General features: G+C 69.8%; 20 protein-coding genes. 7 read left to right on the plus strand and 13 right to left on the minus strand.

Going from position 1 to position 24677, the window contains the following annotated elements:
• Nucleotides 1–7 precede the first annotated feature (7 nt).
• The gene (locus ACFWDI_RS02965) at nucleotides 8–1192 is read right to left on the minus strand and encodes an ROK family protein (RefSeq protein WP_385300950.1); all 1185 of its coding nucleotides are present in this window, start codon (nucleotides 1190–1192) and stop codon (nucleotides 8–10) included.
• A gap of 339 nt (nucleotides 1193–1531) precedes the next feature.
• On the opposite strand from ACFWDI_RS02965, the gene ACFWDI_RS02970 reads away from it, so the two are divergent.
• The 7 genes from ACFWDI_RS02970 (at nucleotide 1532) to ACFWDI_RS03000 (ending at nucleotide 8424) form a co-directional block, all read left to right on the plus strand.
• Entirely contained in the window at nucleotides 1532–3520 is a 1989-nt protein-coding gene (locus ACFWDI_RS02970) for a hypothetical protein (RefSeq protein ID WP_385300951.1), read from the plus strand.
• The gene (locus ACFWDI_RS02975; protein WP_385300952.1) at nucleotides 3517–4038 is read left to right on the plus strand and encodes a hypothetical protein; all 522 of its coding nucleotides are present in this window, start codon (nucleotides 3517–3519) and stop codon (nucleotides 4036–4038) included. Before ACFWDI_RS02970 ends, ACFWDI_RS02975 begins: the two co-directional genes overlap by 4 nt.
• Nucleotides 4039–4254: 216 nt before the next feature.
• Nucleotides 4255–5070 carry a hypothetical protein gene (locus ACFWDI_RS02980; RefSeq protein WP_385300953.1) on the plus strand — a complete coding sequence of 272 codons (816 nt, stop codon included), beginning with the start codon at nucleotides 4255–4257 and terminating at the stop codon, nucleotides 5068–5070.
• Between the two features lie 272 nt (nucleotides 5071–5342).
• Nucleotides 5343–5558 (plus strand): DEAD/DEAH box helicase family protein, encoded by a 216-nt coding sequence (locus ACFWDI_RS02985; RefSeq protein WP_385300954.1) that lies wholly within the window; start codon nucleotides 5343–5345, stop codon nucleotides 5556–5558.
• Between the two features lie 435 nt (nucleotides 5559–5993).
• Complete coding sequence (locus tag ACFWDI_RS02990; RefSeq protein WP_385300955.1) at nucleotides 5994–6464, plus strand: tyrosinase family oxidase copper chaperone; 471 nt, start codon at nucleotides 5994–5996, stop codon at nucleotides 6462–6464.
• 35 nt (nucleotides 6465–6499) lie between these two features.
• A complete protein-coding gene (locus ACFWDI_RS02995) occupies nucleotides 6500–7318 on the plus strand; it encodes a tyrosinase family protein (RefSeq protein WP_385300956.1) in 819 nt (272 codons plus the stop codon).
• A gap of 398 nt (nucleotides 7319–7716) precedes the next feature.
• Nucleotides 7717–8424 carry a transposase gene (locus ACFWDI_RS03000; protein ID WP_385300957.1) on the plus strand — a complete coding sequence of 236 codons (708 nt, stop codon included), beginning with the start codon at nucleotides 7717–7719 and terminating at the stop codon, nucleotides 8422–8424.
• Nucleotides 8425–8462: 38 nt separating this feature from the next.
• On the opposite strand, the gene ACFWDI_RS03005 is transcribed toward ACFWDI_RS03000, so the two are convergent.
• The 12 genes from ACFWDI_RS03005 to ACFWDI_RS03060 form a co-directional block, all read right to left on the minus strand.
• Nucleotides 8463–9395, minus strand: a complete 933-nt coding sequence (locus tag ACFWDI_RS03005; protein WP_385300958.1) for an ornithine cyclodeaminase family protein — start codon at nucleotides 9393–9395, stop codon at nucleotides 8463–8465.
• 112 nt (nucleotides 9396–9507) lie between these two features.
• A complete protein-coding gene (locus ACFWDI_RS03010; RefSeq protein WP_385300959.1) occupies nucleotides 9508–10392 on the minus strand; it encodes a peptidoglycan-binding protein in 885 nt (294 codons plus the stop codon).
• Nucleotides 10393–10418: 26 nt separating this feature from the next.
• On the minus strand, nucleotides 10419–12002 hold the full coding sequence (locus ACFWDI_RS03015; protein WP_385300960.1) for a DUF6519 domain-containing protein: 1584 nt from the start codon (nucleotides 12000–12002) through the stop codon (nucleotides 10419–10421).
• Nucleotides 12003–12062: 60 nt separating this feature from the next.
• Nucleotides 12063–14258, minus strand: a complete 2196-nt coding sequence (locus ACFWDI_RS03020) for a hypothetical protein (RefSeq protein ID WP_385300961.1) — start codon at nucleotides 14256–14258, stop codon at nucleotides 12063–12065.
• Nucleotides 14255–18046 (minus strand): putative baseplate assembly protein, encoded by a 3792-nt coding sequence (locus ACFWDI_RS03025; RefSeq protein ID WP_385300962.1) that lies wholly within the window; start codon nucleotides 18044–18046, stop codon nucleotides 14255–14257. Before ACFWDI_RS03025 ends, ACFWDI_RS03020 begins: the two co-directional genes overlap by 4 nt.
• Nucleotides 18043–21210: a putative baseplate assembly protein gene (locus ACFWDI_RS03030; RefSeq protein ID WP_385300963.1), complete on the minus strand. Its 3168-nt coding sequence runs from the start codon at nucleotides 21208–21210 to the stop codon at nucleotides 18043–18045. Before ACFWDI_RS03030 ends, ACFWDI_RS03025 begins: the two co-directional genes overlap by 4 nt.
• Nucleotides 21207–21584, minus strand: a complete 378-nt coding sequence (locus tag ACFWDI_RS03035; RefSeq protein WP_385300964.1) for a GPW/gp25 family protein — start codon at nucleotides 21582–21584, stop codon at nucleotides 21207–21209. Before ACFWDI_RS03035 ends, ACFWDI_RS03030 begins: the two co-directional genes overlap by 4 nt.
• 5 nt (nucleotides 21585–21589) lie before the next feature.
• Nucleotides 21590–21961 (minus strand): hypothetical protein, encoded by a 372-nt coding sequence (locus ACFWDI_RS03040; RefSeq protein WP_385300965.1) that lies wholly within the window; start codon nucleotides 21959–21961, stop codon nucleotides 21590–21592.
• Nucleotides 21958–22485: a phage baseplate assembly protein V gene (locus ACFWDI_RS03045; RefSeq protein ID WP_385300966.1), complete on the minus strand. Its 528-nt coding sequence runs from the start codon at nucleotides 22483–22485 to the stop codon at nucleotides 21958–21960. Before ACFWDI_RS03045 ends, ACFWDI_RS03040 begins: the two co-directional genes overlap by 4 nt.
• Before the next feature lie 26 nt (nucleotides 22486–22511).
• Nucleotides 22512–23651 (minus strand): hypothetical protein, encoded by a 1140-nt coding sequence (locus tag ACFWDI_RS03050; protein WP_385300967.1) that lies wholly within the window; start codon nucleotides 23649–23651, stop codon nucleotides 22512–22514.
• Nucleotides 23644–23994: a LysM peptidoglycan-binding domain-containing protein gene (locus ACFWDI_RS03055; protein ID WP_385300968.1), complete on the minus strand. Its 351-nt coding sequence runs from the start codon at nucleotides 23992–23994 to the stop codon at nucleotides 23644–23646. Before ACFWDI_RS03055 ends, ACFWDI_RS03050 begins: the two co-directional genes overlap by 8 nt.
• Before the next feature lie 3 nt (nucleotides 23995–23997).
• The gene (locus ACFWDI_RS03060; protein ID WP_385300969.1) at nucleotides 23998–24663 is read right to left on the minus strand and encodes a hypothetical protein; all 666 of its coding nucleotides are present in this window, start codon (nucleotides 24661–24663) and stop codon (nucleotides 23998–24000) included.
• Nucleotides 24664–24677 lie beyond the last annotated feature (14 nt).

Below are 24677 nucleotides of genomic sequence, written 5' to 3' on the forward strand. Positions count from 1 at the left end.
CGTTCTCCTAACAGGGTTCGGATCCGATGAACGTCTGAATCGCGGCGGCCGCGGCCCCGCGGGCCCATTCATCGAACGGCAGCGGATGAGTCGTCACCTCGCACTGCGCGGCGGTGCCGAAGGCGGCGCTGGAGAACGCCTCTCGGACCTGCTCGGCGAACAGGTCGTACGCCGCCAGGCCCTCGCCGGAGATGATCACGCGCTCGGGACCGAGGAGATTGACCACGGCCCCGATGGCCCGGCCGATCGCCTCGCCGGCTCGTGCGTACGCGGCGCGGGCGACGGGATTCCCGCCGTGGGCCAGCTCCAGGGCCTGTGCCGAGTCGGCCACGTCCCGGCCGGTGTCTTCGCGGATACGGCGCACGATCGCGGAGTCCGACGCGATCGCCTCCACACAGCCGGTATTGCCGCAGTGGCACAACGGCCCCTGCGGGTCGATGGAGAGATGGCCGATCTCGCCGGCCACGCCGTGCGAGCCGGAGACCACCCGGCCGTTCACGACGAGTCCGCAGCCGATGCCGGCGCCGACGGTGACCAGTGCGAAGTTCGCGCAGCCCACGCCGCCGCCGAACCACTGCTCGGCGATGGTCAGGGCGCGGACATCGTTGTCCACAGTGACCGGAAGGCCTGTTGCCTCCATTGCCACGTCGGCGAGAGCGATGTCGTGCCAGCCGAGGAAGGGTGAGTACCTGACCACGCCGGCGGCGCGGTCCACATCGCCGGAGACGGCGATGCCCAGTCCCTGGACCTGGACTCCGTAGCCCTCGGCCTCGGCCAGCAACTCCTCCGTCAGCGAGGCGATGAGGTCGAGCACGGCGGCCGGTTCGCTTCGGGTGAGCGGCGCGTGCCGGGCGACGCGGATGCGGCAGCACAGGTCCGTCAGCACCGCGATGACCTCGTCCGCCGTCACCTTGACGCCGAGGAACAGGGCTCTGCCGCCGTCGACTCGCACCGGATTGGCGGGGCGCCCCAGGGCCGGGCGCGCACCGTCGTCCGCCGCATCGGCCGCCTCGACGACGTAGCCCGCCTCCATGAGCGGGCGTACCGCCTTGGTCACCGCGGCCGAGGAGAGCCCGGTACGGCGCGCGAGCTCCACCCTGGTGAGCGGGCCCTGGGACAGCACGGTGGTGAACACCGAGGAGGCGGCCGGGGTGGCCGCCGGGAACGTCTCAACGCGGTACGTCGACGGCATGGCGGGAAACGTAGGTGAGTTAATTTCCTGTGTCAATAAAGGAAACCGAAACCCTGTGAAGTTGTTGGCAGCCTGCCCATCCACCGTCAAATAGACGATTGAGGACTGCGGTTGGCAAGGTGATCGACGACTCCACTCACCTTCGGCGCACCGGATCGCCGAGCTCCTTGCCGCGCCCGGTCAGGTGTGGCTGACGGCTGGTCATATCGCACGGCCACGGTTGTTGGCATCGGCATTCACAACACGCGTCTCGGCGACCCCATGTCGGGTAAGTTCCCTCTGTGCACGGGGAGTTGATCGAATGAACCTGCATGCAATCACGGGAGGCGGGGGAGCGCCGTGGGCGGGAGACTGTACGGTCAGGGGGCGCTGCACGAGAGCTTTGTGCCCAGGCTTGTCGGCCTGCATCAGAGTGGCGGGTACCGGGTCGATTTCGCCTATCCCAGGGGTGCGCCACTCATCCATGTCGTCGGCGGGCGCGGCAGCGGCAAGAGCGCGTTGCTGAAGGCGGTGCACGATGCCTACAACGGGCGGGTTCCGCTGGCCCGCGTGGACCTCGCGGCCCCCGGATTCGGTGAGCCGGGTGTCGCCGGGCTCAGTGACGACGAGGTCCCGAACGCCTCACACATCACCCATCTGCTGTATCTGCTGGCGTACAAACTCGGCCTGGACGTACAGCATTTCGGAAAGCCGATGGCGTTCCCGAGGCTCTCACTCGGCCTTCTGGTGGTGACCGCCTGGCGGCCGCTGAACGGCGACGAGGTGGATGTCCGGCCGCCCGACCTGCGGCGCGCCGAGGCGGATCTGCGGGCCTTCATCATCGCTGAGGACCCGGACGTGAAGCGCCGACGCGAAAGCCTGGGCAGATGGATCGACATCGTCTCCGAGAACCTGCCGCAGGTACTGTCCGGCGTGCCGGGGCTCGACGCCATGGCAGGAATCGTCCTGGACACCGCGCGTACCCAGCTCCTCAAGGGCAGGCCGGACCGGGGCGCGCTCGCATGGTGGGGCGGCCGGCTGCACCGGTCACAGGGATACCAGGGCGATTCACTGCAGCGGCTGTTCCGGTTCGTACGCGGCTTCCGGCGGCTGGACGACCGGCGGCGTACCGCCGAGGAACACCTTGTCGCAGCCTTTCTCGCCGACATCGACGGGAACTACGGGCGCCTGCGCCGGCTCAACAGGCAGCCCCGGCCGCTGATTCTCCTCGACAACGCGCACACCGACGTCGGCCATACGCTTGTCGGGCTGCTCGCATCCGGCGACGTGGCCGGCGAGGGGGACCCCACCCGGCCGGTCGTCATCGCAACATCCCTCGGCAGAGGGGAGCAGTTCGCGCCGCTGAGCGAGGTCGCCGGGGACGCCGCACCGCAAGGACGGCCCCTTGTGCTCCGTATCCCCTCCGTCGAACACGGCCACATCGGCGAGATGCTCAGCGCCGTCGACTACCCCGACCATCTGCCGCGGCTCGTCGCCCGCTACAGCGGGGGCCGCGCGGCCAGTGCCCGTACGCTCGCCGACACCGCCATCCGGCGGGTGCGGGAAGCGGGCGCCATACGCAGCCGTGAGTTGCTGGACGCCGCCACTCCGGAGCTCCTCGACAAGCTGCTGCCGCAGTCCGCGATGCGCGACCGCCTCGTACTGCTGTCGGCCGCGGTCGACGCCGGCACCCGACGCGGGCTGTGGACCTTCGCCCACCCGGAGGACCACTCCGAAGACCTCGTCGCCGCCCGGGTCCGCGAGGCCGACGACTACCGCATCCGCGCCTGCCTGGACGGCGACCGCGCACTCGACCTGCTGCTGCGGCACCGGCTCGCGTCGACCACGTCCCACGAGACGTGGCGGGACACGCATCTGCGCCTGCGTTCGCTCTGCGATCCACGAGGCGATACGTACCTGTACCACACCCTCGCCCTGGGGCGGCTGGACGAAGTCGTGTGCGGGCTCCACCACCGGTTCACCGGCACGTCCCCGGCGCTGTGGCTCGCCGCGCTGAACCTGATCTGCTCCGCACCGCATCCGCGCGAGGGCTACGAACCACCGGACAGCGCCGGCCCGTTCTCCTGCACGGCCTGTGGCAGCGAAGGAGCAGGCCCGCAGCACGACGCGGTCAGCAGCCTCGTCCCCATTCTGTGGCAGCTGTCCGATCCGCTCACCCTGGCGCCGTGCGAGGAGGATCTGACCAGCATCCGTATCGCGCTGGAGACGCTGTACGGCAACAAAGCCGCGAACGGCCCCTACCGCGAGGCATCCGCCGCCTGGCCGGCCCGCCTGAGGGCCGGCGTTCAAGCCCCCGACTTGCCGATCTCGGAAGGGTCCCCGTCATGACGTCCTTCATCAGGAGACTTCCCGGCGGCCCGCTCACCAAGGCAGCTGTCCTCTTGGCGGCACTGGCGATGCTCGGCGGCGCCGCCTGGACCGGTCTGGCGTTTTTCGGCACCGACCCCGGCTGCGGGAAAGGCGTCGAGAAACGCGGATCCGAAGGCACGGAGGAGTGCACCGGAGTGACCGACGGCAGTTATGTGTTCGCCCCCAACCTCAAGGAGGTCAGCGCCCGGATCAAGGCCGAGAACGACAACATCAAGGGCGACTACGTCTCCATCGCCGTCATGCTGCCGATGGCGCCCGTCCAGGCCTTCGAGCAGGACAAGACACTCCACGAGGTGCAGGGCGCCTATCTGGCCCAGTACCGGGCCAACCACGACTCCAACAGCAAGAAGCCCGCGATCCGGCTGCTGCTCGCCAACCCGGGCCGCAGCCACACCCACTGGCGGCCCGTGGCGGAGCAGCTCGGCACCCTCTCCCAGAGCGGAAGCGCGAATCTGCGTGCGTTTTTCGTATTCTAGTACACCACCACCTTTCCGCAGCAGGCCATCGCCTATCTCACCAACGAACGTCATATCCCCGTCGTCGGCGGCCCCACCCCCGCCGACGACTCCGGCAACAGCGCGAAGACCCCCAACGCCTATCGAGGGCTGGCCCGCGTCGTCCCCACCACCAGCGATCAGGCCGCCGCGCTGTCCCACTTCAACAAGGGCATCGATCCCCGGAACACCCTGGTTGTGGAGGACATCCGCACCGGCGACAACTACGTCGACGCCCTCAAGCGCGCTTTCGCCGAGCGGACCAAGGGCTCACCGCGCGCCCCCGAGCAGTACCGGGCGCCGGAGGAGTTCCACGAGGAAGGCGCCACGGCCAACGCCTTCGACCAGATGGTCGACACCATCTGCACCTCGTCCGCCAAGGTCGTCTACTTCGCCGGACGGCCCGTACAGCTGCGGCAGTTCATCAACGAACTCGGCAATCGAGGCTGCACCGAGAAGAAGTACAAGGTCATCACCGGATCCGGTGCCTCCACGCTCTCCTCCGACAAGCGCCTCGAATGGAGCGCCTTCCGCAAGGGTGTGACCCTGCAGTACGCCGCGGTCGCCCACCCCGAGGCCTGGACCGGCCCCGAGGCGCCCGCCACAGGCGGATCCCCGGCCGCCTACCGTACGCTCGCCACGCTCTCAACCAGCCCGGCGGTCGGCAACATCGGCCCGGTGGACCTCATCGACTCCCGCACCATCACCTTCTACGACGCCGGCCTCACCGCGATCACCGCCATCCGGATGCGCGACGACGGCGATCCTGTCATCCCCACGCTGGGACGGATCAGCGACTCCTGGCTGCGGCTGCACGGCATGGGCAAGGTCGACGGCGCGAGCGGCTGGATCTGCCTCGACAACTACGGAAACCCGTTCAACAAGGCAGTCTCCGTGGTCGAGCTGGCCCCGGACGTCCCGGGTCGTATCCGCTTCGTCGGCCTCGCCTGGCCGACCGGCAAACCGACACCCAAGGACTGCACGGCACGCAACGACAGCCTCCCGAAGCCGTAGGGCGTGTTTGAGAAGTCCCACCTGCCCCGCGGCCCCTGGCACGCGCCGCGCAGTCGGGCGGACCCGCTGCACAGACAGCAGGCAGAGCACGGGAGTTGGAGTGGGGACCAAGGCGAGCAAGTGTGGCGAAAGAGGTGAGCGGGGGTGGTGATTTCCAGGAAGCGCCATCACGCCCAGCTGCCGATCAGTGAACCAAGAATCTGCTCGACCGTCAGCCCCCGCGAAGATCACCAAAGGAGTCACGGTGTTGAGGGCTGCGGACTCAGGTGATCATGGCGACCGGATCCGGGAAGACTGGGGTGGCGGCCCGCGGCGCGGAGGAGCTCCGTGCTGCGGGCCGGGTGTTGGTGCTCGTGCCCTCGCTGGATCTGCTCGCCCAGAGCGAGGCCGCGTGGCGCGAGGGCGGCCGCAGCGGCCCGATGATCGGGGTCTCCTCCCTGCGCGGGGAGGCGGCGGGCTTCCCCAACCACCACGGACGTTTCTCATGAATCCCACCTGACCCGCTGTCAACATCCTCCGCATCTCGGGGGGATCCTCAGTACCGCTTCAGGTCGGCGGGCAAGCCCATGCTTTTACCCCGCCGGTGCACCGCTAGCTGTGCAATCCCGTCAAGTTGTCCCGACCGACTCGGCACCGGACGGGACAGTGACAGCTGCAAGATTTCCGCATGCAAGCGATGTGACAGCATGCATTTCTACCCGATCCGGGCGGCTCAGGGGCTGCGCCGGAAGATCTTCGTTTTTGAACGGTGTACTTTCCACCCAATCTTGTCTCGTTCTTGACCGCGTTATTCCTGCGCCCTCTCCCAAGTTCGAGCGCTGCTGTCAGCATGTGGCGGCAGAGGACGGCCCCCGCCCTCTCGCGGCGAAACGTTCCTGCTGTGCGTGTTCGCCGCCTGCAGTCAACGGACGAGAGGAGAGAACGTGCAAGGTCTCACCCGTCGCGACGTTGTTCGAGGGTCGATGGTGGTGGTTGCCGGAGCCGTGCTCGCTGGCCCAGCCGCCGTCGCTACAGCGAATGCAGCACGCTCCGGCACACCCCATGAGCCGCAGACCAATGCCAGCCGTCCACTCGCAGCGAGCGCTGCACAGGTGCTGGAGCCTTTCAACGAGATGTATCTGGGCCGACACATAGAGGGCTGGCCGGCCGACGAGGATCACGGTACCCACGCCGCCCATGGCTCCCACGGGGGCACGCGGCCTTCCGAGGACAGTCAGATATCGATGGGGTTCGTCGTCCGCGTGGACGACGACGATCTGCACATCATGCAGAACGCCGACGGCACCTGGATCAGCGTCATCAACCACTACGAAACGCACCGCACGCCGCGTGATGCCGCCCGCGCCGCAGTGAGGGAGTTACATGGCGCGACGCTGGTGCCGGTCACCGTCTGACAGCGCGTACTAGCCCCCCAGCAAAGGATCGTCGCATGGCAGACCGCAAGAACCAGGCAGATCTGACCGCCACCGAACGCCGGGACTTCGTCGACGCCCTCCTCGAGCTGAAGCGTCAGGGCCGCTACGACGAGTTCATCACCACGCACAACGCCTTCATCATGAGCGACACCGACGACGGCGAACGAACAGGACACCGCTCACCGTCGTTCCTCCCCTGGCACCGCCGGTTCCTGCTGCAGTTCGAGCAGGCACTGCAGAGCATCAATCCCTCCGTCACCCTTCCCTACTGGGACTGGACCGTCGACCGCACACCCCGCAGCTCTCTGTGGGCGGACAACTTCCTCGGCGGCGACGGCCGCACCGGAGACGGCCGGGTCTCCTCCGGCCCCTTCGCCTTCACAAGCGGAAACTGGCCCCTGAACATACGCGTCGACGGCAGGACGTTTCTGCGGCGAGCACTGGGTGTCGGTGTCGGGGAACTGCCCACCAGGGCCGAAGTTGACGCCGTGCTGGCCATGCCCACCTACGACGCCGCCCCGTGGAACAGCAGGTCCAACAGCTTCCGCAACCACGTCGAAGGATGGCGGGGCCCGAACCTCCACAACCGGGTGCACGTTTGGGTCGGCGGCCAGATGACCACCGGAGCCTCGCCGAACGATCCGGTCTTCTGGCTTCACCACTGCTTCATCGACAAACTGTGGGCCGACTGGCAAAGGCTGCACCCGTCCTCCGGATACCTGCCGGCCACCGCCCCGCGCAACGTCATCGGGTTGCGCGACACGATGAAACCGTGGAACGACATCACGCCGCAGGACATGCTCGACCACACCAAGTTCTACACATACCGCTGACCCTGGGGCCGCCTGCCCCGAGGACTCACGCTGCCGTGCCATCGGCGACGGCGCGAGCAGGGTGGCAACAGGAGGGGACGGTCCGCGCACTCTTCTTGAGTGCGCGGACCGAGGTCCACGCACATGCACGAGGGACAGCCGGCGACGCATGGCCGGCAACCGAGAGTCGGATAGCAAGACTCCGTCGGGCCCCAAAGCCCAAGGCCATGACTCTGTTGGTGATGTTGGTGGGTGCTGACAGCTGGTGTGGTGGGTGCTTGGCTGGATGATGGCGGGGTGGTGTCGTCGGTGGGGGTGGTTGCGGTGTCGCTGCGGTCAAGCGGGACACCGCCTGGAGCGGCTACCGCGTCCATCTGACCGAGTCCTGCGACGAACAGCGCCCCGAGCTGGTGGTCCACGTGGCCACGACGCACTCCACCGTGCAGGACGTCGAGATGACCCAGACCATCCACGACGACCTCGCCAAGCGGGCGTTACTGCCCTGCGAGCACGTCGTCGACGCCGGCTACATCACCCCGGCGCACATCGAACGGGCCGCTCGGGTGCACGGCATCACCCTGCTCGGCCCGGTGGTCCCCGACCACAGCCACCGGGCCAAGGCCGGCTCGGGCTTCGCCAAGTCCGCCTTCCCCATCAACTGGGACCACCAGCAGGCCACCTGCCCGCAGGGCGTGGTCAGCCGGGAGTGGAGACCGCTGCGGATCAGCGGACACGACTACATCCAGGTCAAGATCGCCATGGCCGACTGCCTGGCCTGCCCGGTCCGCTCGCAGTGCACCACCTCCGCCACCCGGCCCCGGGCCCTCGCCCTGCTGCCCACCCGCGAACTCCACGAGATCCAGATGCGCAACCGGCTCGACCAGGCCACTGAACAATGGCAGCACCGCTACGCAATCCGTGCTGGCATCGAAGCCACTCTCTCGCAGTACGTCCGCGTCCACGGCCTGCGCCGCTCCCGCTACCGCGGCCTGGTGAAAACCCACGTCCAGCACGTGCTCACCGCGCCGGCCTGCAACATCGCCCGTGTCGCGGACTGGCTCGATGCCGAACCCAGAACGCGACGCCGGGCCACCCGCTTCCGCACCCTGTGCTCAGCCACTGTGTGACCCCGTCAACATCACCAACAGAGTCCACGGCATTGGCCCTAGCCGATGTGCGCCTCGTAGGCGACACCGGCGACGACCAGGTCCTCCCAGGCCATGCCGACGCTCTTGAAGAGCCGGGGGCGGGAGCCTTCGGTCGTGACCGTGCCGCGGGCGAGCTCCGCGAGGCCGACGAGGGAATCGGCTTCCAGCGCTCCGGAGCCGATGGCCAGAATGACGTCGCCCGCCTCGCGCAGTGCCGCGCCCCGCGCCTCGACGACCACCGTCGAGCGGCGCACCGTCTCGTCGTCCACCTCGCGGGCATCAGGTTCGTGGGAGCCGACGGCGACGACGGTCGCGTGCGCGGACAGGGCCGCCCCGTCGAACAGCGGAGTGCGCGCGGTGGTGCAGCAGGCGACCAGATCCGCCTGCGCCACCGCGTCGGCCGTACCCGCTTCCACCACAGGATCCGAATCCCCGTACTGCTGAAGGAAGCCGGCGAGCCGGTCGAGCTCGCGGCCGACCACTGTGATGTGCCGGACCGGGCGGACAGCACACAGCGCCTCGATGTGACTGTGCGCCTGCGGTCCGGTGCCGAAGACGACGAGACGCTCGGCGTCCGGTACGGCGAGGAGATCGGCGGCGGCCGCCGAGACTGCCGCGGTACGGACGGCGGTCAGCGCGACTCCGTCGAGAACGGCCAGCGGGCCGAGCGTCGCTGCGTCCAGCAGCAGGTAGTTGCCCTGGATACGAGGCAGCCCGATGGCGGGGTTCCCCGGCGCCACCGTGGCGATCTTGACGCCGGCGTAGCGGCGGGAGTGCGACGGCATCAGCAGCAGCTGCCCATGCTCGACCGGGACCACGGTGCGGGCGGGATCGGCCTCCGGGTCGAGCCCGTTGCGCAGCGCGTCCTGGAGCGCGGTGATCGCCGCTGCCATGGGCAGGGCCGCACGTACCTCGTCGGCTCCGACGACCACGATCGCGTCCTTGCCCATATGCCCTCCAGCCGGAAGCCGATCATCCTCGCGCGAAACGCTACAGGGCACGCAGCGGCCGGGCGGCCCTCGTCCAAGGAGAGCCGTCCGGCCGGTGTCGTACAGGGCGCGGTCAGACGTTGGGCACCTTGAGTCTGTCCCAGCTCGACTTTCCCGGGATGCCGTCGGCGTCGCTCCCCGAGAAGCCCAGCTTGCGCTGCCATGCGGCGTACGACTTGCGGTCCGCTTCCGACCAGTCCGGGCTCGGGCCCACTTCGTACCGCCCGCAGCCCTCGGCCACCAGTCTCTTTCCCATCGCCGTGATGATGGGACTGTGCCGTCCGGCCTGGAAGAACGCGGCGCCCGGGAACGGCTCGAACGTCGCCGGGGGCTTCGGCGCCGGCGGCTTGGTCGGGCCGCCCGGCTTACCGGCCAGACGCGCCTTGATCCGGCCGCGCATCGAGTCCATCGTGAAGCCGCGCGGGTCGATCTTCCCCGGCTGCCACTCCTTGTGCCCGATCACCGAGCGGTACGTCCAGCCGTGCGCCCGGCAGATCGCGGCCGCCGCCTTCTCGATGGCCTCCAGCTGGGCAGCAGGCCACGGGTCCGTGCCATTGCCGAGGTTGACGCACTCGAAGCCGTAGAAGTAGCGGTTGCCGTCGGTGTTGGCCTCGTTGTCTCCGGGCAGCGCCGTTTCGTTGATCACCGCGCGCAGGACGTCGTCGTCGCCGAGCCCGGCGTGGTTGGCGCGCCCGTTGCCGACCATGTGGATGGTGCCGTCCTTGGCTATCACCCCGTGGCACAGCGGCCCCGGCAGACTCGAGTGGCCGTTGTAGCAGATGTCCACGGAGTTCTGGGTGCCAGAGGTCACGGTGTGATGGATCATCACCCCGTGCATGGGCCCCCACGGACCCTTGTGGTTGCGGTTGTGTGTGCGCCAGCTACGGTGCTCGACGACCTGAAGCCCTTCGTCGCGAAGGGCCTTGAGCAGTTTGTCGGCGGACAGAGGCGTTGCCATCGTGGTGCTCCTTCCCGGTTGGTACGTCAGTTCTCGGGCTGTCCCTCGTCGTCCTGCCCCGCCGTCTGCGCGCCCGAACCGGCCGCCGCAGCAGTCTCGGCAGCCGCGGCCTCCGCCTCGGCCGAGGCCTCCGCCGCCAGCGCCTCCTCGTCCGCGGCCGGGATCACGGCCGCCAGCGGCCCGAACGTCATCCGCAGATCCGCGACCGAACCTTCGCCCAGCACCCAGGCCAACGGCGCGTAGTGCGCCTGAATCCCGGCCGGGGCCTGCAGCAGCGGCCGGCGCGCCGCATCCGTGGGCCACTCGACATTGCCCGTCGCCGTACGCGCCGGAACGGTCCAGAAGTCACCGGGCCGATACGTCCTGCCCGGCTCGAAGTGGATAAGAACCCCGTCCTCCAGCGGCAGCCAGCCGCCCTCCTCGATCCGGACCGCGCCGTTGCGCAGTTTCGATGCGCCCTGCTTCGTACGGCCGGAGCCACTCGTGTGCCGGGACGAACCCGACCGGTGGTCCCAGCGCCGCAGGAACGGGTGGAGTCCGGGGCGCCTGCCGACCGAAGGATCCGGCTCGCCGGAGAGCCGCACCCGGCGGCCCGGCAGGTCGACCTCCTCCACCCGCAGCAGCGGCAGCGGCTCACCACGGCTGGTGTAGGCGGTGTCCACGAACTCGACCAGGTCGCCTACGTTCAGATCGAGCTTGTCGTCACTGCCGAGTGAGGCCAACTCCGCCCATGTACCGTCCAGTTCGTCGACAGGGAAGGTCACCGAGCCGTTCTCCCGGGACCATTTGAAGGTCGCGTCCTTCGCCGCGCCGCCCTCGTGGATCTCCACCCGGTACATCTGGTTCTCCTGGCCCCGGTACCGGGCGTCCGGCTTCACCAGGCACGGGTCCTCGTCCGCGTGCTCGGGACGCTCGCTGCGGGCCGCCATCCGAGCGGTCGGCCCCTGCGCCGCTGCCCACTTCGCGAACGCTGCGCGGACCTGGTCCTTGGTCGCCCCGTCCTCGAGTTCCAGCTGCGAGCCGGCCAGCGGCAGCACCTGCCAGACGACCTTCAGCCGGGCCGCCGTGTCGGGCATCGCGGACCCCAGCGCCACCTCCCGCAGCAGCGGGTCCTCGGCCGCGGTGACCGAGCGCTCCCACACCTTCAGATAGGCGAGATACGGAAACTGGGTCGGCAGCCGGTCACCGGGGCGCTCCGGGTCCCGGTGACCGTCCGGCTGGTCCCAGTACGTCCAGGTGGCCGGCGGCTGTGCCTCGGCGGGCGCGTCCGTGTCGCCATCCTCGGCCGCGTGCCCGTCGTCGACGACCGGCACTCCGGGCTGCGGACGTGCCGCATCCAGCAGGATGCCGTCCACGTAGTAACGGCCGCCGCCGATGGACAGATCGTCAAGTTCCCGGCCGCCGCCCACGAAACCCAGCGCGAAGCCGGTGGCGCCGCGCGGGCCGCCGTGCTGCCCGATCAGGTCGGCAACGGTTGTACGAGCCTGGACCAGCTGGATCGCGGCCTGCTCATTGGCATCCGCGTCCAGCTGTACGCGGCCCTGCTGTGCGATCACCGCCGAGTAGTGCCGGTCCGGCCGGAAGGTGATGCGGGAGATGTCTGCGTGCATGGGAAGGGGTCCCCCTCGGAAGTTCGACAGTCGTCGTTCGGCAGTCGGTGAAAAGTCGTGTCAGGTGACGGGGATGATCCCGGCGTCGGTACCGGCCGGGGTGTACTCGGCGAGCCGGGCCCGCAGGCTGTCCTCGCGCTGCGGCTGGTAGAGATCGTGGAAGGCGCCCATCTCGGAGCCGTCCTCGGCACCGCGCCCGCAGCAGCAACTACCTGAGGGACAACCCCCAGACGTCCGGGTTTGCGCGCAACCCGCGGTCAACTGCCCGTACGCGGGGGTGCCGTACCGCTCACTGGTGAACAGCGGCCGGACCACCTGCGCGTTCTCACGGCCCACCAGATCCGGCAGGCAGCGGTGGCGGCGCGGAGTGCGCGAGAGGGGCGGCACATACGAGAACCGCATACAGCCGATGCCCCGCCGGACGACCTGCATCCGCCCGGTGAAGATGCTGTTCTCGGCGATCTCCACCGCATGGGTGTGGACCTCGCCGATGACGGTGGTGCGGTGCGCGTGCAGCACAGCGTGCGCATGGCGGCAGTCCGGCGCCGACAACGCCGGCAGCTCGTGTCCTGTGGCGTCCAGAATGCTGTCCCGGATGTGGATGGGCAGCGGATCGTGGTTGACCTCGTCGCCGATCACCTCGATGGTGCCGAGGATGCTGCGCTCGATGGACACGCACGCGGTGGTCCGGTCCAGGACCAGGCTCGGCTCCTCGGGGGAGTGCGGCTCGCACTGAGGCTCCAGCGACCAGCCCGGTACGAGCGTGCAGTGCCGCAGCACCACAGCCCCGACCGGCCCGGTGACATTGAGTCCGCGTCCGGTGATCAGCAGACCGTCCAGCACGATGCGCGGCGCGTCACCCTCGCAGTCCTCCTGCGCACGGATATTGAGCGCGTCGGGCCGGTTGCTGTACCAGTCGAGCAGCCGGATCACCGGCCGCGTGCCCTCGGCCGCGCGCACTTCCAGACGGTCGCCGGGATCCAGATCGAAGTCCAGCTGCTCCTGGTAGGCGCCGCTGTGCGTGATCTCGATGATGCCGTCGGGCCCGCAGCGCCCCGCCCGCCGGTCGGTGCGCCAGTCGTTGTACGCGTCCATGATCCGCTGATACGTCTGCCCCGGACCGACCTGATACAGCTTCGCCGCCACCGGCGTCTCACGGTCGCGCGGGTACTCGCCGCCGCCCGTGTCGTCCCCGAACGCGTAGTGGTAGGTGACCCAGACGCCCTGCCGCGGCGCCGAGCGCGAGCCGAAGGCGATGCGGCCCAGCGCCGGGTCGACGGCCACCTGCCCGCGCTTGGGGCGGTAGCGCCAGTCCGTCAGATCCGCCACCACGATGTCCGACAGCGGCACCGGCTCGTCCTGCCCGTCGCGCCAGATCGTGAAGCTCTTGCCGGGCCCGTAGTAGTCCGCGAGCCGGTCGGCGAGCTGCCTGCGCCGGATGTACGCGGGGACATTGTCGATCGTCGCGATGTGGGTCGCCGACGGCTCCGGCACCGGCTTGGTCACCAGCGGCGAGTCATTGCCCAGAATCGAGAAGGTGTAGAGGTTACGGGCCCGGTCGACGCAGTACGCGGGCGCTCCGGTCACGTGATACGGCTTCAGCCGCCATACGAACAGCCCCACCCCGGCCGGGGAGTAGCCGCCCTGCGTACGCGCCGAACCGGCCCGCCGCACATTCACCGTCTGCGCGACCGTACCGAAGGGACCGCCTGCCAGATCCAGCGCCGCCCCTTCCCGCACGTCGACGAGCCGGCCGCGCTCGAGCCGGCGCGCGTTGACGGCCTCCGTCCCCGATCCGTACAGCTTGACCGGCTGCTGGTGGGAGAGGAGCCGGGAGAACTCCACGGCCCGCGAAGGCCACCCGGCGACCTCCTCGGCCAGCTCCTCCAGCAGCGCGGGAGTGCCCTTGCGCCGCCGGTTGGCGACGGTCGCGGCGACATCGCGACGCGGCGCGAGAGCCTCGGCGAGACGGCTGCGCGATTCGTCCCCGTCCTCACCCTGAAGCCCCTTCGCCTGCACGCGTTCGTAGCCCGGCAGCGGTTTGTAGCCGACCAGATCGCCGAGATACGGCAGCACCCAGGGCGCCGCGGTCTCCACGAACCAGTCCTCGTAGTTCTGCTCGACGCCGTCCCGCACCAGGTCGGCCTGCTCGGCGATCACCGCCAGCAGTGCGCGCAGTGGCTCACCGCCATCGGCGTCCCGCAGACGGTGCCACTGCGGGAGCAGCTCCGCGAGCCCGTCCGGTTCCCTGCTCATGCGGTGACCTCCGTGAGAATCAGCGTGTCCGCGACATGCGGTGACAACAGGGCGAGCTGGGCCGGCCGGATGCCTCGGAAGACGCACACCGCCCGTCCCTTCCCGAGCCGCCGGGTATCGGTGATGTCCGGGTTCAGACGCAGCAGTTCGGCGAGCGAAATGCCGTATCCGGCGGCGATCTCGGTGAGCGTCTCGCCGGCCTCGGCGGTGACCCGGTGCACGTCCTCGTCGTACTCGGCGAGCCGGGCCCCGACCGCGGTCCGCGGCTCGGCGAGGGCTTCCGCGAGCCCGGTCAGCCCGTCAGCAGTGACGGACGCCGGCACCCCGGTGAAGACGTCCACGTCGACATAGTCCACACCGGGCACCGAGTGGGCCGTCGCCAGGACGTCGGACAGCAGTGCGGGACGACCCAACTTACGCCGCCCGCTGCCGAATTCACGCAGCAGCGCCTGCCGCAGCCTCGGCTCGACCACCGTCCAGGTGTGGTCGCGGGCGACCTTCACCTTCGCCGCGAGCAGCAGCAGCACCAGCTCGCGTACATCGACCCGGACCGGAAGCCGCGAGTCTCCGTACTCGGCGAGCGAGGAGCGCAGCGCACGCAGCACCTCGGAGTCGTCGGCAATCGCGATGTCGTCCACTCCGGCGACGGTCACATGCAGCATGCGCCGCCTTCCGTCGAATATCTCGCGTGCCGCTGCCCGGCCGATGCCCGCCCGCGAACGAGCGAAGTCCTCGTAGTCCGTGACGGACACGAGCCGGTCGAGCGCGGAGACCGCGAGCGGGATCGTGCGCCGGGTCAGGCCGGGACCGTCGGCGTCCGCACCGCCCGTGGCGGGCTGCGGATTGGTGACCGCGGTGACGCCCAGCGGCCTGGTGATCGCCTGAGTGATGTGCTCCGCCCGGACGTTGGCTGCCTTTCCGGTGCCGAAGCGGTACCGGGCCCGGACGTTCTCGTGTCCGGTGGGCAGCCGCGCGCCGTGCACACCGTCGCCGAAGACCACCGTGGTACGCCCGTCCCCGGCCGTCCCGGAGACATAGACCCGCTCACGCGGTCCGTGTCCGGCCAGGCTGTCCACCGCATGCCACAACAGCCCGTCCACGCGCACCTCCAGGGTCGGAGTCGCCCCCAGCGGGTTGTCGGCAGGCAGCCATGTCAGCGGCGACTGCCAGAGCGTGAACGTCTGGTTGGTCCGGTCGGCGTCGCCGCTGCCGATCGGCTCGTCCCGGCTCTCGCCGTGCGTCGCGGGCACCACATTGCCCTGGATGCGGACCGTGTCACGGCGGTAGCGATAGGCCAGATCCGTGGTGAGCGTCAGCTTCGTATGGACATGGTCGCCGGGCAACTGCGGGTCGAGGTGCTGCTCCACCGAAGCGATCACCGCCAGTTCCGTGCCACGCAGGCCGGCCGTGTTCGGGATGTCGGTGCGCTCGCCCGACACCACCAGATGGCGTCCGGGCCGCAACCCGTCGTACAGCTCGGCCAGTTCGAGCTCATTGCCGTGCACATCCTCGCCCAGCGGCTCGTCGGCCGGGCGCAGCGCCACACCGCCCGCGTGCACGGTGGTGTCACGGATCGCCGAGAGCAGGACGTCGTGCTCGTCGAGCCACGGATCGGCGAGCGTGAGCTCGGTGCCGCGGCCCGTGATGCCGTAGTTGGTGTACGCGGCGGTGCGCACCGAGGTGACCCGGGTGGTCACGAAGGCGAGCTTCCTGTCACCCGGGATCCCGTCCGGATCATCCGCGCCCTTACGGGGGCGCTCGATCGCGACCCAGCTGCCGACGGTGATCCCGTCCTGCACGGAGTCGAGCGGCAGGACACGACGGTTCGCCTGCTCCGGCACGGTCGCAATGCCGACCTCGACATTCGCCGGCTCGGTGCCGACCGTGTACCGCACGGTCACCTCGAACCCGCCGTGGGTGACCTGCTTGTGCTCGCCGGGCGACAGCAGCCAGTTGACCGGTTCGCCGTTGTGCACGGCCACATGCACTCGCCCGTCCTCGGCGGGGCGGGACACGAAGACGGTCCGCTCGGGAAGCCCGGAGAAGAACTGGGCGGTCACACCAGGCTCCTGGGAGTCCGCAGGGCGCCTGGTCAGCCAGCTCAGATCGTGGTCCTGACCCGCACGGGTCTGCAGCGAGACCCGGCCGGGGCCGAGGCCGAACGTGATCCCGCCGGGCAGATTCTCCGACCGCTGCACCGAGTCGCCCGTCTCCGTGTGCTGGAACTCCGCGCGCACCGGCACCCGGCCCGCCGTGTCGTACACGACCCGCATGGTGGTCAGTGCGGAGCCGGTGAGCGGCCAGTCCACCTGCCGGATGACCCGGCCACGCTCGTCCTGTACGGGCTTGAGCGGCGCCGTCGCCCCGAAGGGAGCCGCGGTCACCCGCATCGACTGCAGTTCGCGCAGCAAGGCGGGCACGGCCGGAGCTGCCTGCCGCCACGCCGCGTACAACCCGTCGGCGACCCTGGGATCCAGCGCGGACAGCAGCTGCGCGCCGAGGTCGGAGCCGGGCGCGAAGTACCGGCCCGGATCGTGCGACAGCGCGCGGGCGCCGGACGGCGGCCGTACGACCCGGGTGCGCAGCGCCGGCAGGACGGCGCCGAGCGCCCGCATGGCCGGAGAGTGCGCCACAGCGGCCGATGGGGGAGTCACAGGCTGCGAGGGCTCCAGATCGGCTGCCCGCTCCCTCAGCTCACCGACCACCGCCTCCAACTGCTCGAACCAGGCGGCGACTTCCTCGTACGGAGCGGCGACGGCCTGCGCCTCCGCGAGCCGGTCATGCGGATCGGCAAGCCGCCGGGCGAACTGCGCCGGGGACTTGATCCCGTCCAGATCGGCGCGGAGCGGCGCCAGCACCTGGGCGTCGAACTCCGCGATGATCATGCTGACCGGACGCGGGTTGGGGTTGTCGGGCGTCGCCTCGCCCTCCTCGACCTCCCGTTCGTCCTCGGTGATCCACTCGCGGAGCTCCGCCACCAGCTCGGTCAGCGACGCCGGCGCGGACTGCGGCAGCCCGATGGCCGTCACCTCGTCGTCCCGGTCGATCCGGACACGCGCGACCGGCAGCAACAGCCGCTGCCCGCCCGCCTCTTGGTCCCCGCCGAAGACGAACAGCAGCTTGTCCCCGGTCTGCAGCGAGGTGTCGGTGCCCCAGACGAAGATCTCGGACCGCTTGCGCAGATCGTCGGGCGTGAGCAGGGCAGGCCGGCGCCGACGCACCGCCGGCTCGTTCCACGCCCAGCGGGCGATCAGGTCCTCACTGGTCTCGAAGGCCTGCGACTCCTCGTCGGAGGTGGTGGGCACGCTGTTGCTGCGCGAACCGCGCGGAATCAGCACCGGTACGTCCTCGGCCCGCGGATCCCGGTCCAGCGTGTACGCGAGATGCGTGTCGGCCGCGATACCGGGCCGTGGCCGGTGTCCGACCAGCCGCCCGAGCAGCGCCAGTGAGCGGTGTTCGTTGGCGGTACGCAGATAGCCCTCGTCGGCGATGCGCTCGGAGTGGAAGGTGAGCAGGTCGCCGACGACCGCCCACGAGTCCAGCAGACCGATCGCCGGATCGTCCGGGGTGCGGACGGTCAGCCCGCGCAGCGCCGGATAGGCGGGGGAGGCGAGACGGTCGAGCATGGCCGCCAGGAACGAGCCGTACTCGCCCACCCGGTAGTTCAGGGCAGTTCGGCCTGGAGCCGTGCCGGGAATTCCCGGAGGACGACCCCCGGACCCCCGGTGAGCCTCGGGCGCGTGGCGTTCGTCGTGTCCGGCGCAGCCGCAGCCGCAGGCGCCACTCATCGCGCACCTCCGCCGAGCTCGATGGTCAGCCGGCCGTTCTCGGGCCGGTCCGGGTCGTTGTCGCATCGCGCGATCTCCAGCGGGCCGAGCCGCAGCACGCCTGCCTCCAGTGCCGTGTGGTCGAGTGGGTCCTCGTGGAAAAGCCGGCTCAGCCGGGTCACTCGTACGCTCTCCACGCCCTGTACGCCGGCGGCAGCGGCCACCAGACGGCTGAGCCGCACCGGTCCGCCGAAGCTCAGCGCGTCGGGGTGGAAGAAGCCGATCCGTCCGTCGGACAGCCGCCGGCTGCCCAGCAGCCGGTACAGCTCGGCGAGGATCTGGCCGTGCTGATGGCCGGGCGCGGCGCACACCGCGAGCGCGATGTCCAGCGGCACCGCCCTGGCCGGTCCCACGACCAGGTCGTGCCCGATCCGGCGGTAGCTCTCCAGTGCGTACGACACCGAGTCGAGCAGTTCGGGAGAGGGCTCACCGGACCCCAGCGCGTCGACGGCGACATGCGCCTCCTGCACGCTGCCGGTCCAGCGGATCTCGGCGGCCGCGCGCTGCACGCCAGGGAGCTTCGACGCCAGCGCCGCGTAGTCCTCGGCGGTGACGGCGCGCAGCCGAGTGCGCTTCAGGTCGAGCGGGGCCAACTGGCGTACCTGCTCGACGGGTTCGGGCTCGGTGCCGCCGACTGCGGGCAGCGGATTGCGCACTCCCGCCACCGGCATCGGGTCCCCGGCGTCCGACTCCTGCGGATCGCGGCACAGCACCAGATGGTTGATGGCCTCCGCGCCGACATTGCCCGCCGTGCCGCCGCCGAGGCGGTAGTGCAGCTCCAGCCGGGCGCCGGGGTGCGGGCGCGCGCCGTGCCGTCCGTCGCCGAAGCGCAGCGCGATCCGGCCGTCGTCCTCCAGCTCACCGACGAAGTGCCGCTCCCGCGGACCGCTGCTCAGCAGATCCCGCTTCGGGGTCCACTGCTCGTCGTCGTCCGTCAAGGTCACCGCGGGCAGCGCGGCCCGCGGGTCCTGTACGAGCGCTGCGGCAGGACCGCGCAGCACCGGCTCGTCCGGGTGCAGCCCGGCCGCGTACTCAGGGCCCCAGGTGTGCGCGATCTCCCAGGCGATGCCCGCGTCGAGTACCGCGCCCGCGCGCGCCCGCGCCGACAGTACGTCGAGCCGCCGCAGCTTCGCGGTCAGCAGCCGCTCACTGCGGTGCAGCAACTCGCGCAGCGCGCGCACCGGGTGGCGGCGCAGCTCAAGACGCTCGAGCACCCGCAGCCCGAACAGCACCGTCAGCTCGGCGATCTCCGGCTCGGTGAGCCCGTCGCCATCGCGGGCGCTGCGCCACAGCTCCACCAGACGCTGCCGGACACGGCCCGGGACGGCCGCCAGTCGCGTGGCCTGCCCGGCCGAGACGTGTTGCGGGTCGGGGAACGGCACGGACTGGACCACGGGGGAGCGCTGCAACACCGGCCGGAAGCGCGCCGGGATGCCCGGGTAGACGACCTGCGCCAGCAGCGTCGCCAGCGCCTCGGCCTGCGCATAGGCGGTGCCGGGCACGACCTTCTCGCGCCGTCGGCCCGCGAGTTCCAGGCCGAGACCGGCGCGTTCGGTCGCGTCCTCGCCGACGACGGTGAACAGCTCGCGTATCTGCTCGGCGGTCAGCAGACGGCCCGAACGGGTCTGGTGGAGACGGGTGTTGATCAGATCGGCCGTCTCATTTCCCTCGTCGCGGTCCCAGCAGCCGAAGCCCGACGGATCGCAGGACCCGAGGACGGCCGGCGCGGGCGGCACGGTGACCGTCTCGGGCGCAGAGCCGCAGAAGGTCAGCGACCGGCCGTGGTCGACGAGCGCGACATTGCCGCGCGCCACGCTCACATCCTCGACCGGCTCGCAGTCCGGGCCGCCGCGTGTGGAGAGACAGACCGGGAAGGCGAGCGCATCCTCCTGCGCCCAGCTGACCTCGAGGACGGGCTGGTCCGCCAGCCGGTCCACGGCCGGGGTGACGGAGGTGAGGCGTACGGCCTGGCGGTGGGCCGGGTCGGCGTCGCCAGGCGTACCGGAACGCGCCCCCCGCACCTCCTCGATCAGCAGCAGATCACCGGCCGACAGCCCGAGCGCCCTGACCGTGCACTCCTCGTCCGCCCACTCGTCCCGCAGCGTCGCGGAGACTGCGCCCTTGGGCAGCGAACACACCTCGTCGCCCCAGGTCCAGAAGCGGATCGTGTTGTGCTCGGGGCGCAGCACCAGCGGATCGTGGCCGACGACCGGCTCGAACACCTCCATCGATCCGCGCTCGTCCAGTACGGCCAGATCCCGGTCGTCGATGACGGTTCCGATCTCGGGCCGGTCGCGCGGCCCCAGCCTGCGGACGTCGACGGCGGCGAAGCGGAAGGTGCCGGGCAGCAGCGTCAGCTCCCGTACCGTCTCGACCGCGACGAAGGCGCGCGCGTTGACGCCGTCGTGCATCGGGTAGTCGATGAGCCGCACATGCCGGCGCACGGACACCCGGCGGCGGGCCGTGTCGAGGTACGCCTCCGTCGCGACCGCGTCCTGCTGATAGCTGATCAGATCGCCGGTGTGGGCCAGCAGTTCGACCAGCGTTGTGCCGAGGTCGGCGGCGTTGCGCTCGACCCAGTCCGGGGTGGTCAGCGCCAGCCGGTCCAGGATCAGCCGGCGGATCGACTCGTAGTCGCGCGCCGTGTAGTCGATGACCGGCGCGACCATGGGGGCGGGCGGGCAGTCCGGCTGCTCGTCCTTGCAGTCGAAGGGGGTGGGGCAATCGGGACGGAAGTCGAACTCTGCGGAGAAGTACCGCTGGTCGAAGCCGGGGAACGGCTCGGTGCCGGGCCTTCCGTACGGATCCGTGTCGACGACCGAGAGCCGGTGGCGGGAGGTGTCCCCGGTGCGGTCGAGCGTGACGAACAGCCGGTCGTCGAGCTCCGGGTCCTCCTCGCGCTCGACGGACACCTCGACGACCTCGAGGCCGGTGATCCGGCGGCCGCCGTCGATGCGTATGTTCTCCGGGCACAGGCCGTGGGGCGCCTTGCCGAGGAAGGTGACGGTCAGGGTCAGCCCGTCGTCACCGACCTCCACCGCGTCCACGCCACCGAGCTGTGCCGACCGTACCTTTGCGCGCCTGCCGTCGGTGCGGCAGACCAACTCCTTGCTCACCCCGCTCATGCCGGGCCGCTCCCCTCGAAGACCTCGTCGCGCCGGCTGGCGGTGGAGCGCACCACATAGCGCAGATGGACCCGGACCACGTTCTCCTCGCTCACCACGTCCAGGGCTTCCACCTCGATCAGTTCGCCCAGCCGGCGCTGCAGCGAGGCCTGTACCGAAAGCTCCAGCGCGGAGGCCAGCTCCGGGCTGTTGGGCGTGAAGACCAGATCGAGCAGCCCGCAGCCGAAGTCGGGGCGCATCACGCGCTCGCCGGGGCTGGTGAACAACAACTGCTCGATCAGATCCCGCACATGGTCGTCGTACGCCGCGTGTGCGGTACGTCCCCGCCGGTCGATCCGGAGGGGGAAAGCGATGTCGCTCCTCGTCTGCCTCATCCGACTCATCGCGAAGACACCCCCCGCGTCGTCGCAGCGACGACCGGCGGTCCCTGCGGCACGAGCGCGGCGCTGAAGCAGAGTGCGGACGTGCTGTCGAGCAGCACGGGCGAGCCGTCGATCAGCACGCTGTCGCGGCCGGGCGTCCAGCGGACCGTGACGCACGGATGCGGTACGCGGTCGATCGTGTGCCGGCAGCCGCTGACGGTGAAGACATCAGCGGCGGTGGGCACGGGCATGCCGTCGATCCGTACGCCGGACGACGGGGCGGAGGCGGGCACGACCCGGCCGCCGTGCGGGCAGCTGATCGCGGACCCGCCGTTCACGAGATTCCCGGACAACACGTAACTCCCCGTTTCCTTGGTCCCTGTGCTCATCGCTTCTTCGGCACGATCAGCCGGCCCTCGTTGACGTTGACCTGGTCGCCGATCAGCACGATCGACGCGCCCTTGCCGTTGCTGATGGTCACGCCCTTCTCGTCGATCTGGATGTACGCCCCGCCTTTGGCCTCCAGCAGAATCCCCGTACCGCCGGGCACGTCCGACATCACCAGCTTGTGATCGCCGGGAGTCTGGATCACGACCGGCTGGGAGGCGGGCAGTTCGGCGCGCGCACGGGGCGGCAGCTCGGTCTCATCGCCGTACCAACACCCCGTCCAGATCGGGAAGCTGGGATCTCCCTGCTCGAACTCCATCCACACGCCCGCACCGATCTGCGGCACGACATACTGACCGGCCTGGCGCCCGGTGAACGGGAGGCAGGGCAACGCCCAGGTGGAGGCCTCGTCGCCCAGTACGTCCGGCACCTGGGCCGTGATCCTGCCGATTTTGAGAGGATCCCTGTTGTCGATCACCCGCCCCCGGAACTTGCCGAGAAACCGGTTGTTCGGTCCTGCAGCCATGCGAAGTTCTCCTGGTCCTCACGTCTTTACGGACGCACTGTGTCGCTGCGAGCGATCAGGCCCTCTCGGGAGAGCGTGAAGTTCTGCTGGTACGAGCCGGGACGGAGGTTGTGGGTGACGGACTTGACGTAGTAGTCGCCGTCGTACGTCACCCCGGAACCCCGAACCCCCACCAACTCCCGTGGCCGCAGCACATATCCATGCCGATTGACATCCAGCGAGCCGGACCCGGAAATCGCATCCGCGGAGGTCGCCGCCCGGGCCAGGGTCTCGGCCTCTGCCTGTCCGAGTTCCTTCTTCGCCGTACCGGAAAGAGTCTTGCGCTTGAGGGCGGGCGAGGCGCGGCGGCCGAGGGGTGGCCGCAGCGGGCTGATGTCGGGCTGCGCCAGCAACCGGGCGTCGCGCGTCCGCGGGTCCTGCACGCGCGCCTGCGGCTCTTCGCGGGCGGTCCCGTCGTAGGAGAAGGTCAGCTGGTCGACGGTGGAGTTGTTGTCCATGTTGACGTTGAGCGCATGCTGGCGCTGCCCCAGCCGCCGCTCGGGCCCCCAGAAGGCGGTGGACCGGCCCGGCCGGGGGCCGGGGTCGAGGTAGAAGGTGTAACCGTTCGCCCTGGCCAGCTCATTGAGATACTGCAGATCGGTGCCGGTCTGGTAGTCGACGCGGAGCTGCTCGCGGGGTGGCTGATGGATCTGCTCACGGATGATCCAGGGATCGATGCCGTAATCGGCGTACCTCCGCAGAATCCGGTCAACTCGCTGAGCCGGGGCCAGATTCGGATACCGGTCGGTCCGCTCTTCGAGATCCATCAGCAGGGTCAGGTCCTCCCCGGTGACGGTCAGCGTGGTCTGCCCCGGCAGATTGCTGGCACCGACCTCCTGCCGCACGATCAGCCCGTCCAGGATCACGGTCGGCGTTCCCTTCACCGAGGTCGTGACGATCACCCGGGTCTTCGGATCGAAGAACCCCTCGGGCAGCAGCCGCTGTGTGATGAGCCCTCTCTTGGTCAGGTCGAAGGCGAGCTGGAACCCGCTCCGTTCCCCGGCGGTCATGGTGATCTGCGCGGACAGCAACGCCTCGGTCACTTCGGCCGGCACGGGACGGGTGAGCTTGGGCCCCATCTGGAGGTTGAGATATACGGGCCCGCTCCCGATGGGCTCATCAGCCATGGAACCCACCCGGCAGCGGAATGTCGATTTGCTGTCCCGGCTCGTCGGTCAGCTCGCGCGGATCGAGAACGGGATTCGCGTCCGCGATCTGCCACCACTGGCCGGGGTCGCCGAAATAACGCTGCCCGAGCTGGTCCGGGCGCTCGCCGCTGCTGACCGTGTGGGGCGCGGTCTCGTCGGCGGCCGCGCTGAGCGGTGGCAGCAACCGCCGCTTCGTGTAGCGCACTTCGGTGCCGTCGGGCTGCTGGTGAACCCCGATCTCCGCGTCGTGATACCGGCTGGTCCGGGGATACGGATGTGTCCCCGGGATCGCGTCCAGTGCACTCTCGTAAGGATCAATCACGTCTTACAGCCCCCGTCCCAGCCCAAGTTCTGCCAGCCGCCCGCCTCTTGCGGCTCTGGCCAGCCGCTCCTTCTGCGCCAGATGCGCCAGATACAGATCGGCACCCCGATGCCCGGCCGGCAGATCACTCACGCTGAGGACCTTCATGCCGATGCCGAGGCTTGCCCGTATGGGGTTGAGATTGACGTCGAACGCGGACTCATTGATCGACAGTTCGGTGAGCCGGACGGGCATGACGCGCTTGCTCCCCCAGGTGAAGAGGGTCAGGGGCATCTCGATCGGGCTGATCTCGATGGTCCCCTTCTTGGTGAGCCGCGCGGCTTCACGGAGCTGGGCGGTGGTGGGATGCACGAGCATCTCGAGGGTGGCCAGCTCGGGATGGATCCCCTCGGGAGCGGTGACCTCGAACTGATCGGTGGCATCGATCTCGGCGGTGAACTTCCAACTCTCCTCGGCGGGCCCCTTGAGCCGGAGAGCCTCGTTACGGTCCCCTCCGCTGCCGCCTCCGCCGGCATCACCACCTCCTCCGGCGGCTTGGGGGGCGAGTGAGCGCTCCAAGGTGTCCGGGTTGAACTGCAGCACGATGATGCGCTGGGGGGTGCCGCGTTCGGGGTCGACGACGACGATGCCGGAGCGGATGGGCTTGGGTATGTCTGCGAAGCGGGTCATGGAGATCCAATCCG

This window comes from Streptomyces sp. NPDC060064 (assembly GCF_042736455.1).
Taxonomy (GTDB): Bacteria; Actinomycetota; Actinomycetes; order Streptomycetales; family Streptomycetaceae; genus Streptomyces.

What these genes read in the sequence shown, in the direction of transcription:
- ACFWDI_RS02965 (WP_385300950.1), bottom strand. Translation starts at nt 1,192, where the DNA reads ATGCCGTCGACGTACCGCGTTGAGACGTTCCCGGCGGCCACCCCGGCC.
- ACFWDI_RS02975 (WP_385300952.1), top strand. Translation starts at nt 3,517, where the DNA reads ATGACGTCCTTCATCAGGAGACTTCCCGGCGGCCCGCTCACCAAGGCA.
- ACFWDI_RS02985 (WP_385300954.1), top strand. Translation starts at nt 5,343, where the DNA reads ATGGCGACCGGATCCGGGAAGACTGGGGTGGCGGCCCGCGGCGCGGAG.
- ACFWDI_RS02995 (WP_385300956.1), top strand. Translation starts at nt 6,500, where the DNA reads ATGGCAGACCGCAAGAACCAGGCAGATCTGACCGCCACCGAACGCCGG.
- ACFWDI_RS03005 (WP_385300958.1), bottom strand. Translation starts at nt 9,395, where the DNA reads ATGGGCAAGGACGCGATCGTGGTCGTCGGAGCCGACGAGGTACGTGCG.
- ACFWDI_RS03010 (WP_385300959.1), bottom strand. Translation starts at nt 10,392, where the DNA reads ATGGCAACGCCTCTGTCCGCCGACAAACTGCTCAAGGCCCTTCGCGAC.
- ACFWDI_RS03015 (WP_385300960.1), bottom strand. Translation starts at nt 12,002, where the DNA reads ATGCACGCAGACATCTCCCGCATCACCTTCCGGCCGGACCGGCACTAC.
- ACFWDI_RS03020 (WP_385300961.1), bottom strand. Translation starts at nt 14,258, where the DNA reads ATGAGCAGGGAACCGGACGGGCTCGCGGAGCTGCTCCCGCAGTGGCAC.
- ACFWDI_RS03025 (WP_385300962.1), bottom strand. Translation starts at nt 18,046, where the DNA reads ATGAGTGGCGCCTGCGGCTGCGGCTGCGCCGGACACGACGAACGCCAC.
- ACFWDI_RS03030 (WP_385300963.1), bottom strand. Translation starts at nt 21,210, where the DNA reads ATGAGCGGGGTGAGCAAGGAGTTGGTCTGCCGCACCGACGGCAGGCGC.
- ACFWDI_RS03035 (WP_385300964.1), bottom strand. Translation starts at nt 21,584, where the DNA reads ATGAGGCAGACGAGGAGCGACATCGCTTTCCCCCTCCGGATCGACCGG.
- ACFWDI_RS03040 (WP_385300965.1), bottom strand. Translation starts at nt 21,961, where the DNA reads ATGAGCACAGGGACCAAGGAAACGGGGAGTTACGTGTTGTCCGGGAAT.
- ACFWDI_RS03045 (WP_385300966.1), bottom strand. Translation starts at nt 22,485, where the DNA reads ATGGCTGCAGGACCGAACAACCGGTTTCTCGGCAAGTTCCGGGGGCGG.
- ACFWDI_RS03050 (WP_385300967.1), bottom strand. Translation starts at nt 23,651, where the DNA reads ATGGCTGATGAGCCCATCGGGAGCGGGCCCGTATATCTCAACCTCCAG.
- ACFWDI_RS03060 (WP_385300969.1), bottom strand. Translation starts at nt 24,663, where the DNA reads ATGACCCGCTTCGCAGACATACCCAAGCCCATCCGCTCCGGCATCGTC.